The sequence below is a fragment of the Pantoea sp. GD03673 genome (assembly GCF_029844725.1).
Taxonomy (GTDB): Bacteria; Pseudomonadota; Gammaproteobacteria; order Enterobacterales; family Enterobacteriaceae; genus Pantoea.
This window is the reverse complement of the sequence record NZ_JAOCKJ010000005.1, coordinates 15,506-29,867: the sequence shown is the minus strand read 5'-3', so window position 1 is coordinate 29,867 and position 14,362 is coordinate 15,506. Positions and strand designations below refer to the sequence as shown.

At 57.0% G+C, this 14,362-nt stretch carries 13 protein-coding genes and 1 riboswitch; of the genes, 7 read left to right on the top strand and 6 right to left on the bottom strand.

Annotated features, from left to right (window positions below):
* Positions 1-155: 155 nt before the first annotated feature.
* The 4 genes from ubiA to N5J69_RS10530 form a co-directional block, all read right to left on the bottom strand.
* Positions 156-1,022 carry a 4-hydroxybenzoate octaprenyltransferase gene (gene ubiA, locus N5J69_RS10545; RefSeq protein WP_279770163.1) on the bottom strand — a complete coding sequence of 289 codons (867 nt, stop codon included), beginning with the start codon at positions 1,020-1,022 and terminating at the stop codon, positions 156-158.
* A gap of 28 nt (positions 1,023-1,050) precedes the next feature.
* On the bottom strand, positions 1,051-1,563 hold the full coding sequence (ubiC, locus tag N5J69_RS10540; protein ID WP_279770161.1) for a chorismate lyase: 513 nt from the start codon (positions 1,561-1,563) through the stop codon (positions 1,051-1,053).
* Between the two features lie 86 nt (positions 1,564-1,649).
* Complete coding sequence (gene psiE / locus N5J69_RS10535; RefSeq protein ID WP_279770159.1) at positions 1,650-2,060, bottom strand: phosphate-starvation-inducible protein PsiE; 411 nt, start codon at positions 2,058-2,060, stop codon at positions 1,650-1,652.
* A 71-nt stretch (positions 2,061-2,131) separates the two neighbouring features.
* A complete protein-coding gene (locus tag N5J69_RS10530) occupies positions 2,132-2,839 on the bottom strand; it encodes a UTRA domain-containing protein (protein ID WP_279770157.1) in 708 nt (235 codons plus the stop codon).
* Between the two features lie 206 nt (positions 2,840-3,045).
* On the opposite strand from N5J69_RS10530, the gene N5J69_RS10525 reads away from it, so the two are divergent.
* The 6 genes from N5J69_RS10525 to N5J69_RS10500 all read left to right on the top strand — a co-directional run bounded on the left by N5J69_RS10525 (position 3,046) and on the right by N5J69_RS10500 (position 9,310).
* Positions 3,046-4,107 carry an extracellular solute-binding protein gene (locus tag N5J69_RS10525; RefSeq protein ID WP_279770155.1) on the top strand — a complete coding sequence of 354 codons (1,062 nt, stop codon included), beginning with the start codon at positions 3,046-3,048 and terminating at the stop codon, positions 4,105-4,107.
* Between the two features lie 20 nt (positions 4,108-4,127).
* Positions 4,128-4,940 (top strand): alkaline phosphatase family protein, encoded by an 813-nt coding sequence (locus tag N5J69_RS10520; protein ID WP_279770154.1) that lies wholly within the window; start codon positions 4,128-4,130, stop codon positions 4,938-4,940.
* The gene (locus N5J69_RS10515; protein ID WP_279770152.1) at positions 4,937-5,782 is read left to right on the top strand and encodes an ABC transporter permease subunit; all 846 of its coding nucleotides are present in this window, start codon (positions 4,937-4,939) and stop codon (positions 5,780-5,782) included. Before N5J69_RS10520 ends, N5J69_RS10515 begins: the two co-directional genes overlap by 4 nt.
* Positions 5,783-5,793: 11 nt before the next feature.
* Positions 5,794-6,579, top strand: coding sequence for an ABC transporter permease (locus tag N5J69_RS10510; protein WP_279770150.1), 786 nt, complete (start codon positions 5,794-5,796; stop codon positions 6,577-6,579).
* 2 nt (positions 6,580-6,581) lie between these two features.
* On the top strand, positions 6,582-7,574 hold the full coding sequence (locus N5J69_RS10505; RefSeq protein ID WP_279770148.1) for an ABC transporter ATP-binding protein: 993 nt from the start codon (positions 6,582-6,584) through the stop codon (positions 7,572-7,574).
* 110 nt (positions 7,575-7,684) lie between these two features.
* Positions 7,685-9,310: a Na/Pi cotransporter family protein gene (locus N5J69_RS10500; protein WP_279770146.1), complete on the top strand. Its 1,626-nt coding sequence runs from the start codon at positions 7,685-7,687 to the stop codon at positions 9,308-9,310.
* Between the two features lie 89 nt (positions 9,311-9,399).
* Here N5J69_RS10500 and panS read toward each other — a convergent pair whose 3' ends face one another.
* Positions 9,400-10,317: a ketopantoate/pantoate/pantothenate transporter PanS gene (gene panS, locus N5J69_RS10495; protein ID WP_003855809.1), complete on the bottom strand. Its 918-nt coding sequence runs from the start codon at positions 10,315-10,317 to the stop codon at positions 9,400-9,402.
* 276 nt (positions 10,318-10,593) lie between these two features.
* Complete coding sequence (gene lysC / locus N5J69_RS10490; protein WP_279770144.1) at positions 10,594-11,946, bottom strand: lysine-sensitive aspartokinase 3; 1,353 nt, start codon at positions 11,944-11,946, stop codon at positions 10,594-10,596.
* Between the two features lie 113 nt (positions 11,947-12,059).
* A riboswitch (Lysine riboswitch) is annotated at positions 12,060-12,252 on the bottom strand.
* 391 nt (positions 12,253-12,643) lie between these two features.
* On the opposite strand from lysC, the gene pgi reads away from it, so the two are divergent.
* Positions 12,644-14,290, top strand: coding sequence for a glucose-6-phosphate isomerase (gene pgi / locus N5J69_RS10485; protein WP_279770142.1), 1,647 nt, complete (start codon positions 12,644-12,646; stop codon positions 14,288-14,290).
* The last annotated feature ends 72 nt before the right edge of the window (positions 14,291-14,362 follow it).

Here is a 14,362-nt window from a genome sequence, read left to right as displayed (position 1 = left end):
CTGATGCGCAGGGGACAGGGGCAGAGGAGGAAAGCGTCCCGCGCCAGGGACGGCGCGGGCCGAGCCGTCATGGATGACAGCTTTTGCGTCTTTCCGATCTGGCCCTGTCCCCTGCGCAGGCACGGTCTTCCCGCTATGACAGGCTGCCTTTCCAGTCAGAACAGCTGAGTGAACGGCGGCGTATTCATTAAAATGCCAAGGAACAGCACCATCCCGACATAGTTGTTATTCAGGAAAGCCTGGAAACAGGGCTGGCGCTCGCGTCCGGCGATCAGCTTCTGCTGATAAACAAACAGCGCGGCCGCCAGCAGCAGCGTCCAGTAGAAGGCGCTGTTCAGGTGCAGCATGATTCCCACCAGCGCCATCAGCAGCAGCGTCGCCAGCTGCAGCAGACCAATGATCAGCTTGTCGAAACGGCCAAATAAAATCGCGGTCGACTTCACACCAATCTTCAGATCATCATCCCTGTCGACCATCGCATACTGGGTGTCGTAAGCAACCGTCCAGCAGATGTTAGCGATGAATACCAGCCAGCAGACCAGAGGTAAGGACTCACTAACCGCAGACCAGGCCATGGGAATTGCCCAGCCAAACGCGGCACCCAGCACTACCTGCGGCAGGTGGGTATAGCGTTTCATGAAGGGATAAACCCAGGCCAGCGCCAGCCCCACGACGGAGAGCATAATCGTCATCAGGTTCATGGTCAGCACCAGCACAAACGCCACCAGTGCCAGCATCACAAACAGCAGCTTAGCCTCTTTTGCGCTTACGGCACCGCTGGCCAGTGGCCGGTGCTTCGTACGCTCCACATGACCATCCACTTTGCGGTCGGCGTAGTCGTTGATGACACAACCGGCTGCACGCATCACAAACACACCGGCAACAAATACCGCCAGCACCGGCAGCGGCGGAATCGCCCTGTCAGCCAGCCATAATGCCCAGAGCGTAGGCCACATCAGCAGCAGCGTACCAATCGGTTTATCGATACGCATCAGGCGAGCGTAGGCGTGCCATTTATTCATTTTTAAGCTCGTTTGCACCACAAAATCCTCAGACCAGATCGCGATAAAGCGGCGATGCCGGTAAAAACAGTTCAGTCAGCAGCAGCGGTTTGCCGGAAAGACGCAGGCGTGAACGCCGTCCCCACAGTCCCTCCACCTGCCCCGGCTCGATAAAGTCGCGGGTCAGCGTTGACGATGAGAACAGATAACGGCCCAGAGGACGGGTGCCCAGCTGTTGCAGCATCGCCTCCGGCCCCTTCAGGGTGCTTTCCGGCACCAGTGTGCGGCCCGCCAGCCAGAGCTGATCGTCGCCGAACAGCAGCACTTCACGCAGCCAGAATCGTTCATCATCTGGCAACAAGGCTCTTTCCTCACCTAACTCGCTGGCGTCGATAAAGCCTTCACGCAGCGGCTGAACCGTGACTCGCTGACAGTGCTGCTCAAAACGGCGTGTCATTGAATCTTCTTCCATCAGCCAGTCGAGCAAGGGCGGCGCAAGGGTTGCCTGCGACGGAGAAAGCCAGTTAAGCGAACGTAATAAGCTGAGTGCGTCTTGCGACATGGCACCACTCCCGATAATTTTCAGGCCGTTAGTTTAGCGCAGAGAGACGATGCGAACACCTGCCGTCGTGACAGACGGCAGGGAGATTACTCGCGCTTCAGCCGGTTGCTGTTTGCCAGCCACAGCGTGATGACCAGAATCAGAATCGCCGCAGAATAGCAGAGGGTATCGAAGGGATTTTTATGGTCGACGATAATCAGGCGGATAATCGCCGTAATACCGATATAGACAAAGTAGCGCAGCGGAAAGTGATAGCCCGACTGAAAGTACTTAACAATCAGAGCAATAAATTCGAAATAGAGGAAATAGATAACAATTCCCTCAATCAGCAGATAAGACGATGCCTGCTCGCCGGTATTAAACAGTACGTTTGCCAGATGAATCGTCTCTTTGCCTAAAAAGACGATCAGGATGATCGCCAGGCTCAGCAGTCCCAGATTCAGCACCCACTGCAAGACCGTTGCAAGGTGGCGGGCAAAAGGATTTTTGTCACTCATGTTGCGCCTTTAAAAAGGGGTTATCAGCGCGCAATATCATGCGTGAGTGTGATGTAAATCACAATAACTCCCTATGCCTCCACATCCACACAGAGCGCATCGTAACGCCAGTATTCACAGTCGCAGTCAATCACCTCTTTTTGCTGATTACGGTTGATGCGGGTTATCAGCAGGCCGGGACTGCCCGGAGCCACATTCAGCGCAGGTGCGGCAACCTCCGGCAACGGACCGGGCAGAATCGTGAAGCGCGCGCCGCCATAGCGAATGCCGTAGCGCTGGTCATAGAGATCGGTCAGGGAACGGGTCAGATCTTCATCAAGCAGGCCGGGGAAAAAACGCGGGTTGAGGTAGTGTTCAACATAGAGCACTGCACGCCCATCAATGCGCCGCAGGCGGCGGATACAGTAAACCACCGAACCTGGCGTCAGCCGCAGCGCCGTCGCCACGCTGTCGTGTGCTGCGACCTGCTCAGCGGCGATAACTTCCGTTGTGGCCTGACGCCCCTGCGCCGAGGCCATGGCATGAAAGTGGCTGTGATGCAGGGGATTGTAGATCAGGCGCGGCGGCGCGATAAACCAGCCGCGACGCAGTTCCCGGTAGATCATCCCCTGGGCTTCCAGCTTGCCCAGCGCTTCCCGCAGGGTAATCCGGGTAGTGCTGAAGGCCTCACTTAAGGCACGCTCCGCCGGCAGGCGTCCACTGTTGAACTCACCGGTCTGAATGCGCGTCAGCAGTGCGCTGGCAATCACATCCGCTGTTTTGAGTGCTGTCAACGCCACAACAGTAGCCTCATTTTGGTGCGACTCCGCACTCTTGCTGTTCAGGTAAACACGCCTGTGATGGGCGAACGGGTCACAACTCTTGCCGTCCGTCCCCCGCACAGCGCCGCTCTGTCATAAATCGTTCATATACAGGGGCTACATTGGCTCGGTTCTTGCTGGACTAGACCAGTCAGGCCCATCAACTTACACCCGGAGCAACTGAGATGAAAGCGTTTATCGCCTCTGTAGTAGCCAGTGCTGTAGTGCTCACCCTGCCCGTTGCGCAGGCCGCCGATAATGACCTTGCGGCGCTGGAAAAAGCCGCACGCAGTGAAGGTCAGGTCAACAGCGTCGGGATGCCGGACAGCTGGGCCAACTGGAAAGATACCTGGAACGACATCAGCAGCAAATATGGCCTCAGGCACAGCGACACCGATATGTCATCGGCGCAGGAGCTGGCGAAATTCGATGCAGAGAAAGAGAACGCCAGCGCTGACATAGGTGACGTGGGTGCTGCCTTTGGCCCGATCGCCGTCGCCAAAGGGATAACCCAGCCCTATAAACCCACACACTGGGACCAGATTCCGGCCTGGGCTAAAGATAAAGATGGTCACTGGGCGCTGGCCTATACCGGCACTATCGCCTTTCTGATCGACAAGCAACAGGTTAAAGATATCCCCCACAGCTGGGCCGATCTGAAGAAAGGTAAGTATGTGGTTACTATCGGTGACGTCGGCGTGGCAGCTCAGGCGGCTAACGGCGTACTGGCTGCAAACTACGCCCTGGGCGGCGATGAAAAGAGCCTGAAACCGGCGCTGGCTTTCTTTGCCGATCTGGCAAAACAGGGGCGTCTTGGTGTGACCGATCCGGTGATTGCCAACATCGAAAAAGGCGAAGTGCAGATGGCGGTGGTTTGGGACTTTAACGCCCTTAACTACCGTGACCAGATTGACAAAAATCGCTATGAGGTGGTGATTCCGTCTGATGGATCAGTGACCTCTGGCTACACCACCCTCATCAACAAATACGCGAAACACCCTAACGCCGCCAAACTGACGCGCGAATATATCTTCTCAGACCAGGGGCAGTTCAATCTGGCGAAAGGCTATGCCCGTCCGATTCGTGCCGAGCATCTGACGCTGCCAGCGGACGTGCAGGCCCGCCTGCTGCCGCAATCAGAATATAAAAATGCCCGTCCGGTTAAGGATCAGGCTGCCTGGGATAAATCGTCGAAAATGCTGCCGCGCCTGTGGCAGGAAAACGTCATCATCAATATGCAGCAGTAATTCGCGGCAGGGAGAACGGAATGAAGACCATCCTGGTGGTACTGGACGGGCTGAGCAATCAGGTCGCACAACATGCAATGGGTTACCTGCATGCCGAATGTTCGCAGGGCAACGGATTCTATTACCGTATGACCTGTGAATTACCGTCACTGTCGCGCCCGCTTTATGAGTGCATCCTGACCGGGATTCCGCCGGTCAGAAGCGGCATTATTCATAATGGCGTCAGCCGGTTAAGCCGCGAGCGCAGCGTGTTTCACTTTGCGCGTGCGGCGGGGCTGACCACGGCGGCAGCGGCCTACCACTGGGTGAGTGAACTTTATAACCGCACACCGTTCGTTCCGGCGCGCGATCGTCACACTGACGCGCCGGACCTGCCCATTCAGTTCGGACATTTTTACTCTGATGATAGCTATCCCGACTCGCATCTGTTTGAAGATGCAGAAAGCCTGCGGCTGCGTCACGATCCCGATTTTCTGCTGATTCACCCGATGAACATTGACGATGCCGGGCATAAATCAGGGCTCTCCTCGCCGCAGTACCGCAACCGGGCCCGCATCGCCGACGGCCTGCTGTCGCAGTGGATGCCACGGTGGCTGGCCGAAGGCTACCAGGTGATGGTCACGGCCGATCACGGCATGAATGACGATCGCTCCCACGGCGGGATTCTGCCGGAGGAGACCACGGTACCGCTGTTCGTTTTTGGCCACGCGTTCTCGCTGCAGCCTGACCTTGCCCCACAACAGACCGACCTGTGCGGCACGCTGTGTGAACTGCTCGAAGTCGCCCATGACAAGCCGGTCTGTCGCGGGCTGCTGGCGGAGTCGCAAAGATGAAGGGAAAAGGCTTCGCGCTGCTGCTGCTGTTACCTTTCACTTTATTCTGGGTCGCCTTTCAGCTGGCACCGCTGTTGTGGATCGCCATTAACAGCTTCTGGAGTGAGATGAACAGCCAGTGGGGCTGGGATAACTATCAGGACATTCTTACCTCGCCTTTCTATCAGCAGGCGTTTCGCTTCTCGCTGGATATTTCGCTCTGGTCCAGCGTCTGGGGATTACTGATTGCGCTCATCACCGGCTATTCGCTGCATCAGCTCGGCGGCGGGCGACTGCAGCGCTTCCTTATCTCCTTTACCAACATGACCAGCAACTTTGCCGGTGTCCCGCTGGCGTTTGCCTTCGTCATTCTGCTGGGGCTGAACGGCTGCCTGACACTGCTGCTCCGCCATTATGGTGTGATTGAGAGCTTCAGACTCTTCTCACGTAACGGCATGGTGCTGGTTTACACCTGGTTCCAGATCCCGCTGGGCGTGCTGCTGCTCTACCCGGCGTTTGACGGCCTGAAAAAAGAGTGGCAGGAGTCCGCTGCGCTGCTGGGTGCCAGCCGCTGGCGCTACTGGTGGCACATCGGCCTGCCCATTCTGTTTCCGGCGCTGCTCGGCACCTTTGTCATTCTGCTGGCAAATGCGCTGGGGGCTTACGCCACGATTTACGCGCTGACCACCGGCAATTTCAACGTGGTGCCGGTGCGCATCGCCGCGCTGGTCTCCGGTGATATCTCGCTCGATCCCAACACCGGCAGCGCACTGGCGATGCTCCTGGTGGCAATCATGGCGCTGATCACCCTGGTGCAGCAGTATCTGGTGCGCCGCAGCTATCTCAATGCGAAACAGCCATGAAAGGAGCCGTCATGTCACGAGCTGAGCACCTTTATCATCGGATCATCGTCGGGTTACTCTTTACCCTGCTGGCGCTGCCTTTGCTGGCCACGCTGCTCTATGCGATCTCGTCCGACTGGAGTAACACCATCCTGCCGCAGGGCTATAGCCTGAAGTGGTTCATCCAGCTCTGGAGCGACCCGCGTTTTCTGACGGCGCTGGGCCATTCGCTGCTGATTTGCTTTGGTGCGCTGCTGTTCTCGCTGCTGCTGGTGCTGCCTGCCATGTTTGTAATCGCTTACTATTTTCCCCGGCTGGATTCAGTGATGAACATTCTGATCCTGATGCCTTTCGCCGTGCCGCCGGTGGTTTCCTCGGTGGGATTGCTGCAACTCTACTCTTCCTCACCGCTGATGCTGACCGGCACGCCGTGGATATTAATCGGCTGCTATTTCACCATCGCGTTGCCCTTTATCTATCGGGCGCTGGCGAACAATATGCAGGCGATCAACCTCAAAGAGCTGATTGATGCTGCGCAGTTACTGGGGGCCAGCACCTGGCAGGCGGCGCTGTGGGTCGTGCTGCCCAACCTGCGTAAAGGGATGCTGATTGCCGTGCTGCTCTCATTCTCCTTTCTGATTGGCGAATTTGTCTTCGCTAACCTGCTGGTCGGCAACCGTTATGAAACCCTGCAGGTCTACCTCTTCAACATGCGCAACGGCAGCGGCCACTTCACCAGCGCGCTGGTGATCTCCTACTTCTTTGTGGTGCTGCTGGTCACCTGGCTGGCCAATGTCCTGAATCCCGAGCGAGGCTGAATATGAGTTACCTTGACGTTAAAGCGCTGAACAAGTCCTATGGACCGACGCCCATTTTCGAGCAGATCGATTTCAGCGCCGCTGAAGGAGAGTTTGTTACCCTGCTCGGCCCCAGCGGCTGCGGTAAATCGACGCTGCTGCGCTGTCTGGCGGGCTTAACCGGCGTCGACAGCGGCGAAATCAGGCTGGAGGGCCAGGATATCGTGCCGCTGGCTCCGCAGAAACGCGCCATCGGAATGGTGTTTCAGAGCTATGCGCTGTTTCCCAACATGACGGTGGAGAAAAACGTCGCGTTTGGCCTGAAGATGCAGAAACTGCCCGACGCGCAGATCCGTCAGCGGGTGATGGAGGTACTGGAACTGGTCGAACTCAGTGACTATGCGCGACGTTATCCGCATCAGCTGTCGGGCGGGCAGTGTCAGCGCGTGGCGCTGGCGCGTTCGCTGGTGACGCGCCCGCGTCTGCTGCTGCTGGATGAACCGCTGTCTGCGCTGGATGCGCGTATCCGTCGCCATCTGCGCGATCAAATCCGGCGCATCCAGCGCGAGCTGAACCTTACCACCCTTTTCGTCACCCACGATCAGGAGGAGGCGCTGACGCTCTCCGATCGTATCGTGCTGATGAACCGGGGCAAAATTGTGCAGAATGGCGATGCCGAAGCGCTCTATACTCAGCCGGTCGATCTCTTTGCGGCCGGATTTATCGGCAACTACAACCTGCTGAGCGCGGAGCAGGCAACGCGACTGACCGGCCAGCCTTTCAACAGCCAGGTGGCCATTCGTCCTGAATCGATGCTGTTCACCGCGCCGGGCCAGGGCATTCCTGCAGAAATCCTCAGCCACAGCCTGCTGGGCAACGTGATCCGCTACCGTATCCGGGCACATGACGTGGAGCTTTCAGTGGATGTGCTTAACCGATCGGCGGCGGATTTGCATCCCGCTGGCAGAAAGATTGGTCTACAATTAGCGATGTCGACTTTGCGCCAGGTTGCTTAAAACACAGGAAAAAATCACGCATAGCACGGCAATCCCCTCTACAGATTGCTCTCGCTGTCAGGCTGGCAGTCTGTGCTGTTTGAAGCCTGACAAACGAGGAGCGACACCCCGTGTTAACCCTGCTTAACCTACTCTCCGCAGTGGCCCTGCTGGTCTGGGGCACGCATATCGTGCGAACCGGCATCATGCGGGTCTATGGTGCCGATCTGCGCCGCGTGCTGAGCCGGAGCATAGAAAAAAAACCGATGGCGTTTCTGGCGGGTATCGGTGTGACCACGCTGGTACAGAGCAGTAACGCCACGACGTTGCTGGTGACCTCTTTTGTGGCACAGAATCTGGTCAGCCTGACGCCCGCGCTGGTGGTGATTCTGGGCGCGGATGTCGGCACCGCCATCATGGCGCGTATTCTGACCTTTGATCTCTCCTGGCTTTCACCGCTGTTTATCTTTTTTGGCGTGGTGTTCTTCCTCAGCCGCAAGCAGACCCGCGCCGGTCAGTTAGGCCGCGCCAGCATTGGCCTGGGGCTGATACTGCTGGCCTTACAGCTGATTGTCGAAGCGGCGCGTCCTATCACCCAGGCCGCCGGTGTGCAGGTGCTCTTCTCCAGCCTGACCGGCGACGTTATGCTTGATGCGCTGCTGGGCGCGGTGTTCGCCATTATCAGTTACTCCAGTCTGGCCGCAGTGCTGATCACCGCGACACTTACCGCCACCGGCGTCATTTCGTTCAAGGTCGCGCTCTGCCTGGTCATCGGGGCCAATCTCGGCAGCGGTCTGCTGGCGATGATCAACGCCAGCGGCTCGAACGCCGCGGGTAAACGCGTGGCGCTCGGCAGCCTGCTGTTCAAGTTCATCGGCTGCGTACTGATTCTGCCGTTTGTCGACATAATGGCGACGTGGCTCGATAAGCTGCCGGTCAACGATGAAGAGTTAGTGATTTTCTTCCATGTGTTTTACAACCTCATCCGCTGCGTAGCGATGGTGCCCTTTGCTGACCTGATGGCACGCCTCTGTCGTCGTATCATTGCCGACGACGTAGACAACGCGCTGCAGCTCAAGCCGAAGCACCTCGATCGCAGCGCACTGGATACCCCGGCGCTGGCGCTGGTGAATGCCGCCCGTGAAGCGCTGCGCATGGGGGACGTGCTGGAGCAGATGCTGGAGGCGTTCAATAAAGTCGTGCATGGTGAATCACGCGAGGAGCGCACGGTGCGGCGGCTGGATGATGATGTCGATGTGCTCTACACCGCCATCAAACTTTATCTGGCGCGAATGCCAAAAGAGGACCTGCCCGAAGAAGATTCGCGCCGCTGGGGCGAAATCATTGAGATGTCGCTTAATCTGGAGCAGGCCGGTGACATTATTGAGCGGATGAGCGGCGATGTTGCTGACAAGTCGCTGGCAGCGGGCCGTGCCTTTTCTGCTGAGGGATTAAAAGAGCTGGAGGGGCTGCAGGAGCTGTTGATCGCCAACCTCAGAATGAGTCTGTCGGTGTTTCTGTCACACGATGTGACCAGCGCCAGACGTCTGCGCCGCGCTAAGCATCGCTTCCGCCTGATGATTCGCCGCTACTCTCACGCCCACGTTGACCGCCTGCATCAGCAGAACGTGCAGAGCATTGAAACCAGTTCGCTGCACCTCGGTCTGCTCGGCGATATGAAGCGCCTGAATTCTCTGTTCTGCAGCGTCGCCTATACCGTGCTGGAACAGCCCGACGATGAACGTGACTATGAATAAGAGGTGTGAATAGCCTGTTGCGCCGGTACTGCGATCAGCCAGCGCAACAGCATTGAGACGCGGCGCATCGCAATGATGCGCCTGCAGGATTACTTCTTCTTAATCGGCTTCCCTGACCAGTAACCCGCCAGCAGTGAACCTGACAGGTTGTGCCACACCGAGAACAGCGCGCCCGGCAATGCCGCCAGCGGTGAGAAGTAGAGTTTGCCCAGCGTTGCCGCCAGCCCGGAGTTCTGCATGCCCACTTCCAGCGCCAGCGTGCGGCAGGTTGACTCATCGAAGCCAAACAGCTTGCCGCCCCAGTAGCCGCCAAGCAGGCCAATCGCGTTATGCAGGATCACCGCCGCGATCACCATCAGGCCCACCGATCCGATAAAGCCCTGACTGCCCGCCACCACCGCGCTGATGATCAGCAGAATGCAGACCATCGAAAATGCAGGCAGCCAGGGTTCAACCCGGCGAACCACACTGTTCATGCTGTGGTGAATGATCAACCCGAGGCTGATGGGGATCACCACGATCTTCACGATACTCAGCAGCATACCGACCACATCAACCTGAATGTGGGTATCCACGTAAAAACGGGTTAACAGCGGCGTGGCGAATACACCCACCAGCGCGGAGACTGACGAGATCGTCACCGACAGCGCCACATCCCCTTTCGCCAGATAGATCATGACGTTGCTGGCGGTGCCGCTGGCAACTGAGCCGACCAGAATCATACCGGCAGCCAGGTCAGGCGGCATATGAAACAGTTTTGCCAGCCCCCAGGCGGCTAACGGCATTACCAGATAGTGCAGAAAGGTACCGGCAATCACCGGTGCAGGCCGGGTCAGTACCCGTTTAAAATCGTCGATATTCAGGGTCACACCCATGCCGAACATAATCAGCATCAGCAGATACGTGACCCACGGCCCGATGCCGAGAAAGGTACCCGGAGAGTAATACGCGGCAACAGACAGCAGCACGGCCCATAGCGGGAACAGGCGGGTTAACGTGGCGAGCATAGCCAGACTTCCTTATAAGAATGTTATGTTTTTTGCAGATTTGCCATAGAGATACGCCAGGCAGGAACGACTGCCGTAACGCGCTCAGGATCATAACATTTCATTATCATGGCGTAAGGCGAAGATGGGATACGGCGGCAAAATGCGGATCGACTGCTGCAGATCGGCTGATTAATGGCGAAATTACGCTGCTTTTCCCGCTAAACTGCGGTAGATCAAACCACCCGTTTTACCGCTGTTCAGGCCGCGCAGAGGCGGCCTGAACAGCAGAGGCAGTTACTCGAACAGATTGCGATGCAGCGTGCGCACTACGCTCTCAGCATCGTTGCCCGGCACCAGGAAGCAGAGATTGTAACTGCTGGCACCATAGCAAATCATCCGCAGGTTGAACGGGTCGAGCACACCAAACACCTCTTTGCCAACACCGCAGGCTTTTGACAGCTCATTGCCGATAATCGCCACCAGCGCCAGATCTTCCTCCACTTCCACCCGGCACAGCGACGAGAGTTCAGTCAGCAAAGCCTGCGTCAGCAGACTGGCGCTGGTTGAGGTTGAACCGGTGGTATCCAGTGTCAGCGCCACGCTCACTTCAGAGGTGGTAATCAGGTCAACGGAGACGTTATGACGCGCCAGAATGTTGAACAGCTCGGCGAGGAAGCCAAACGTATGCAGCATGTTAAGGCTGTGCAGCGTTAGCAGTGTCTGCTTACGGCGCAGCGCCAGCGCCCGGAACAGCGGCGGGTTCCGGGTTTCGTTGCAGACGCGGGTGCCGCCTGCGGCCGGATCCTTGCTGGAACCGACGAAGACCGGAATACCGCGGCGTACGGCGGGCAGCAGCGTCGCCGGATGCAGCACTTTCGCGCCGAAGGTCGCCATTTCAGCGGCTTCTTCAAAGGTAATTTCGTCAATACGCTTTGCCGTCGGCACCACACGTGGATCGGTTGTATAGATACCCGGCACATCCGTCCAGATATCCACGCGTGCCGCGTTCAGCGCTTCGCCCAGCAGCGCGGCGGTGTAATCACTGCCGCCACGACCTAAGGTGGTGGTACGCCCTTCGCTTTCACTGCCGATGAAGCCCTGCGTAACCACCAGCGCCTGCGCGATGCGCGGCTGTAACTGCGCTGTCGCCTGCTCTGCCAGTACCTGCACATCCGGGACGGCACGGCCAAAATGATCGTCGGTGCGCATCACTTTGCGGACATCGAACCACTCCGCATTCACCTGACGCTCACGCAGAATTTCAACAAACAGCAGTGATGACATCAGCTCGCCGTGGCTGACCAGTTCATCGGTCAGGGCATTCGAGGTGGCCAGTGAAGCTGCTTCTGAGAGCATGCTGATATTGTCGATCATGCGATCGATTTCATCGCGGATCACGTCCGGCCGCTGCAGGCGATCGACAATGGCGTACTGGATACGGCGGATATCGTCAAGCAGAGCAGCGCGTTGAGTCGCCTGCTGGCCTTCCGCCAGCGCAACCAGCAGATTAGTAATGCCTGCCGAAGCAGAGAGCACAACCAGACGCGTGCTGGCGTCCTGCAACACCACATCGGCGCTGCGGTTCATCGCTTCAAAATCGGCTACGCTGGTGCCGCCGAATTTTGCCACTATCAGAGTTTGAGACATGTAGAACCTCGTGTCAGGTTATCTTGTTCTCGCCGCAGAAAGGGTCGAGAAACATTCTTTCAGCCAGGCACAAGGAAAGAGCAGAAACGGGCAGACCAGATCGGATAGACGAGTCACCCAGAAGCGCCCCACCTTGCGAAACGTCGACTGCAGACGTTTCTGGTGACAACCCAGAGGATTCAGCCCCTGTAGCCGACAGGCAACACACCGCGTGCTGACCCACCTCGGCGTCGCTCCCCATCATGTGTTTTCACCGGATACGGTTCCTCCAACACACTGCCTGGGCGACGCGCCTCTTCTGGCTTGCACACAGGTGCGCAAGTAGGCGCATAGATCTAGCCTTTTCTGGACCTGCTGTCAACGTCAGCGATGGCCTGGAAGCCGCATCAGAAAACAAATTGCCCTGCGCCACAGCAGCTACAGTGCTTAATGGGTTCAGCCCTTGCAGCAATCCCTGATACGGCACAACGTTTTGCGCAGATTTTCGCGTCACACTTTGGCCCGTGAGACTTCTGTGACCCGCAGGCTGTTCGCACCAGTCAATGCTGGCGATCAACCGCAGCGTTCAGCGCGCCTGTGCGGCGCGCGCTGACAAAATTTTTCCTTTCAGTCAGAACTGTGGTCATACTGAAACGCTAAATGGGCATGATGTGCCTCCGATGGAATGACGGTTCTTAATATCAACAAGAGTGTTGCCATGAAAAATATCAATCCGACACAAACCGCAGCCTGGAAAGCGCTGCAACAGCATTTTGAGCAGATGAAATCGGTCGAAATCGCCGATCTGTTCGCCCAGGATGCCGATCGTTTTGCCAAATTCTCTGCCACCTTTGATGATCAGATGCTGGTGGATTTCTCCAAAAACCGCATCACCCAGGAAACCCTTGATAAGTTACAGGCGCTGGCCAAAGAGACCGATCTCGCCGGTGCCATTAAGTCCATGTTCTCGGGCGAGAAGATTAACCGCACAGAAGAGCGTGCGGTGCTGCACGTCGCACTGCGTAACCGGAGTAACACGCCAATTCTGGTGGATGGAAAAGATGTAATGCCAGAGGTCAACGCGGTGCTGGACAAGATGAAAGGCTTCTCCGAACGCATCATTAGCGGCGAATGGAAAGGCTATACCGGTAAAACGATCACCGACGTGGTCAACATCGGTATCGGCGGCTCCGACCTCGGTCCGTTTATGGTGACTGAAGCGCTGCGCCCGTACAAAAACCATCTGAATATGCATTTTGTCTCCAACGTTGACGGCACCCACATCGCCGAAACGCTGAAAGATCTCAGCCCGGAAACCACGCTGTTCCTGGTCGCATCGAAAACCTTCACCACTCAGGAAACCATGACCAACGCCCACAGCGCGCGTGACTGGTTCCTGAAAACCGCAGGCGATCAGCAGCATGTGGCGAAACACTTTGCTGCGCTGTCGACCAATGCCAAAGCGGTGGGCGAATTCGGTATCGACACCAACAATATGTTTGAATTCTGGGACTGGGTAGGCGGTCGCTATTCACTCTGGTCAGCGATTGGCCTGTCGATCATTCTGTCGATTGGCTTTGATAATTTTGAGCAGCTGCTGAGCGGCGCACATGCTATGGACCAGCACTTCGCTTCCACCCCTGCGGAGCAGAACCTGCCGGTGCTGCTGGCACTGATTGGCATCTGGTACAACAACTTCTTTGGTGCTGAAACCGAAGCCATTCTGCCTTACGACCAGTACATGCACCGCTTTGCCGCCTATTTCCAGCAGGGAAATATGGAGTCAAACGGCAAGTATGTGGATCGCGACGGTCACCCGGTAGACTACCAGACTGGCCCGATCATCTGGGGCGAGCCCGGCACTAACGGTCAGCACGCGTTTTATCAGCTGATCCACCAGGGTACAAAACTGGTTCCGTGTGACTTTATTGCGCCAGCCGTAACCCATAATGCGCTGGCGGATCACCATCCGAAGCTGCTCTCTAACTTCTTTGCGCAGACCGAAGCGCTGGCGTTTGGTAAGTCACGCGACGTCGTGGAGAAAGAGTTTACCGATGCCGGTAAATCTGCCGAATCTGTGGCCCACATCGTGCCGTTCAAGGTGTTTGAAGGTAACCGCCCGACGAACTCCATTCTTCTGCGCGAGATCACACCCTACAGCCTGGGTGCGCTGATTGCCCTTTACGAGCACAAAATCTTCACGCAGGGTGCCATCCTGAATATCTTCACCTTCGATCAGTGGGGTGTGGAATTAGGTAAGCAGCTGGCGAACCGTATTCTGCCGGAACTGGAAAATGAGGACGAAATTACCTCTCATGATAGTTCCACTAATGCCTTAATTAACCGCTATAAATCCTGGCGTTAATCGGCGTCAATTTCATCGGGCGGCAACTTTGCCGCCCTTTTTTTGTCACTTTTTATACCTGGCTGGCCTGAT